The organism is Streptomyces torulosus (genome assembly GCF_001419765.1).
In the GTDB taxonomy this organism is placed as follows: domain Bacteria; phylum Actinomycetota; class Actinomycetes; order Streptomycetales; family Streptomycetaceae; genus Streptomyces; species Streptomyces torulosus.
The window spans coordinates 1-2,440 of the sequence record NZ_LIRK01000954.1 but is presented as its reverse complement, the minus strand read 5'-3'; the positions used below and the strand labels follow the sequence as shown (position 1 = coordinate 2,440).

Here is a 2,440-nt window from a genome sequence, read left to right as displayed (position 1 = left end):
GCGTGCAGGGGGACGTGGAAGTGGGCCCGCCACGGGGAGGCGTCGGGGAGTGCGTCACCGGTGAGTGCTTCGCCGAGGTCGTCGGTGCCGCGCAGACCGGCGGCGGTCGCCGTGCGGGTCTGGTGCAGGAAGCGGGGTTCGTCGAAGGCGGCGAGCGCCTCGCGGACCTCGGGGAGGTGGGGGTGCTCGGCGTGCAGGGCGGCCGAGAGCTGCGACTTCACGACGGGGACGCGGGCCCGGACGAGCGCGTCCAGGGCGGTGTGCGGGTCCTCGAAGGAGGTGGCGAGATGGCAGGTGTCGACGCAGACGCCGATGCGGTCGTGGCCGATCGCGGTGAGCGGGCCGATGGCGTCGGCGGTGGTCTCGACCGTGCAGCCGGGTTCGGGTTCCAGTCCGACGCGGATCGAGCGGCCGGTCAGTTCGGCGACGGCGTCGAGGCGTTCGCCGAGGGTGCGCAGGGCGGCGTGGGCGGCGTCGGCGCGCGTGTCGTCGTAGGCGGTGCGCCAGGCCAGCGGGAGCGTCGAGACGGTGCCCTCGGTGACGTCGTCGGGGAGCAGCGCGGCGAGGACCCGGGCCAGGGAGGCGGTGTGGTCGAGGCGCTCGGGGTCGGCCCAGTCCGGCTTGTAGACGCGGTACTTGACCTCCTCGGCGCCGAAGCCCTGGTACGGGAAGCCGTTGAGGGTGACGACCTCCAGGCCGCGCCGGTCCAGTGCGGCGCGCAGCCCGCGCAGGGCGGAGGGGTCGGTGATCAGGGCGTCGGCGGCGTCCTTGGCGAGCCACAGGCCGATGCCGAGGCGGTCACGGCCGAGGCGCCGTCGGACGGGCTCGCAGTGGTCGCGCAGCTGGGCGAGGACGCCGTCGAGGGTCTCGGCCGGGTGCACATTGGTGCAGTAGGCGAGATGGACGGTGGATCCGTCGGGGTGGCGGAAGCGCATGGGTCACTCCCCGCCGCGCAGGATGCTGTTGCCCTCGTGGGTGGCGCCGGTCGTGGTGGCGTCGAGGTCGAGACGGCCGCTGAGCCCGTAGAAGGCGACCGGGTTGCGCCACAGCACGAGGTCCACGTCGTCCTCGTCGAACCCGGCGGCGAGCAGGGCGTCGGCTACCCGGCGGGTCTTCAGGGGGTCGCTTCTGCCCCAGTCGGCGGCGGAGTTGACCAGCACCTTCTCCGTGCCGAACGCCTTGATGACGGCGACCATGCGCTCCTCGTCCATCTTGGTGTCGGGGTAGACGGAGAAGCCGAGCCAGGAGCCGCTGTCCTTGGCCTCCTTGACGGTGGTCTCGTTGAGGTGGTCCAGCAGCACCCGCTCCGGCGGCAGCTCGGAGGCCCGCACCACGTCGACGGTGCGGCGCAGTCCGGCGAGCTTGTCGCGGTGCGGGGTGTGCACCAGGGCGGGCAGGCCGTGGTCGGCGGCGAGCTGGAGCTGGTGCTCCAGGGCGAGGTCCTCGGCGGGGGTCATGGAGTCGTAGCCGATCTCGCCGACGGCCACGACGCGGTCCTTGAGGAGGTAGCGGGGAAGGTGGTCCAGGACGGGGGTGCAGTGCGGGTCGTTGGCCTCCTTGGGGTTGAGGGCGATCGCGCAGTGGTGGGCGATGCCGTACTGGGCGGCCCGGAAGGGCTCCCAGCCGAGCAGGGAGTCGAAGTAGTCGAGGAAGGTGGCCGGGGACGTGCGGGGCTGCCCCAGCCAGAAGGCCGGTTCCACGACCGCGCGGACGCCCGCCTCGTGCATCGCCTCGTAGTCGTCGGTGGTGCGGGACGTCATGTGGATGTGGGGGTCGAAGATGCGCATCAGGTCTCCTTGCCGTCGATGCCGGTCCCGTCGGCCGGTGGGGGCGCGGTCAGGGCCAGGACGCGGTACAGGTCCCCGGGCACGGGACGGCCCGCGGCGGTGCGTTCGTCGGCGAACGCGCCGAGCATGCGGGCGAGTTCGGTGTCGCCGTGGGCGCGGCGGGCCAGGTCGGTGATCTCGTCGACGGGTACGCCGGTGAACAGGCACTTGAGGACGGCGTGCCGCCAGTCGTGCGGGCCGAGGTGGCGGGCCCCGTAGGGGCCGAGGGCGGCGGCGACGAGGCGGGTGTCGTTGGTGCGCAGGGCGTCCTCGACGAGGTGCAGCGCGTCGGGGCCGGGCACCAGATGGGGCAGGGCGTGCAGCACGGCCCGGCGTTCGTCGGCGGTGCCCTGCCGGTAGACCCGGTCGAGCGCGGCGGTGTCGGCGCGGGCCGCGTGCAGGATCAGGACGCGGGCGGCGTCGGCGTGCTCGGCGCCGCAGCGGCGGCCCGCCTCGGCGAGGCGCAGTTCCCACACGGAGATGGGGCCGTGGGTGCCGGGGTGGTCGGCGGCCTCGGCGAGGGCACGGTCGAGCCAGGCGCGGGCGGGGTCGTCGAGCCGCGCGGTCAGCGGGCCGCGCAGTGCGGCGGGGGCGGTGCGGGCCGCTGACCGCGC

General features: G+C 74.3%; 3 protein-coding genes. All 3 read right to left on the bottom strand.

All coding sequences use genetic code 11. The annotated features are described in order from the left end of the window. Positions 1 to 935: metabolite traffic protein EboE (gene eboE / locus AOK23_RS43015; protein ID WP_055717799.1), on the bottom strand; the 935-nt coding region annotated here is incomplete at its 3' end. Positions 936 to 938: 3 nt separating this feature from the next. After that, a complete protein-coding gene (locus AOK23_RS43010; RefSeq protein ID WP_055717798.1) occupies positions 939 to 1,787 on the bottom strand; it encodes a TatD family hydrolase in 849 nt (282 codons plus the stop codon). Beyond that, positions 1,787 to 2,440 (bottom strand): EboA domain-containing protein (locus tag AOK23_RS43005; protein ID WP_055717797.1); only part of this gene is annotated, 654 nt, incomplete at its 5' end. The genes AOK23_RS43005 and AOK23_RS43010, both read right to left, overlap by 1 nt.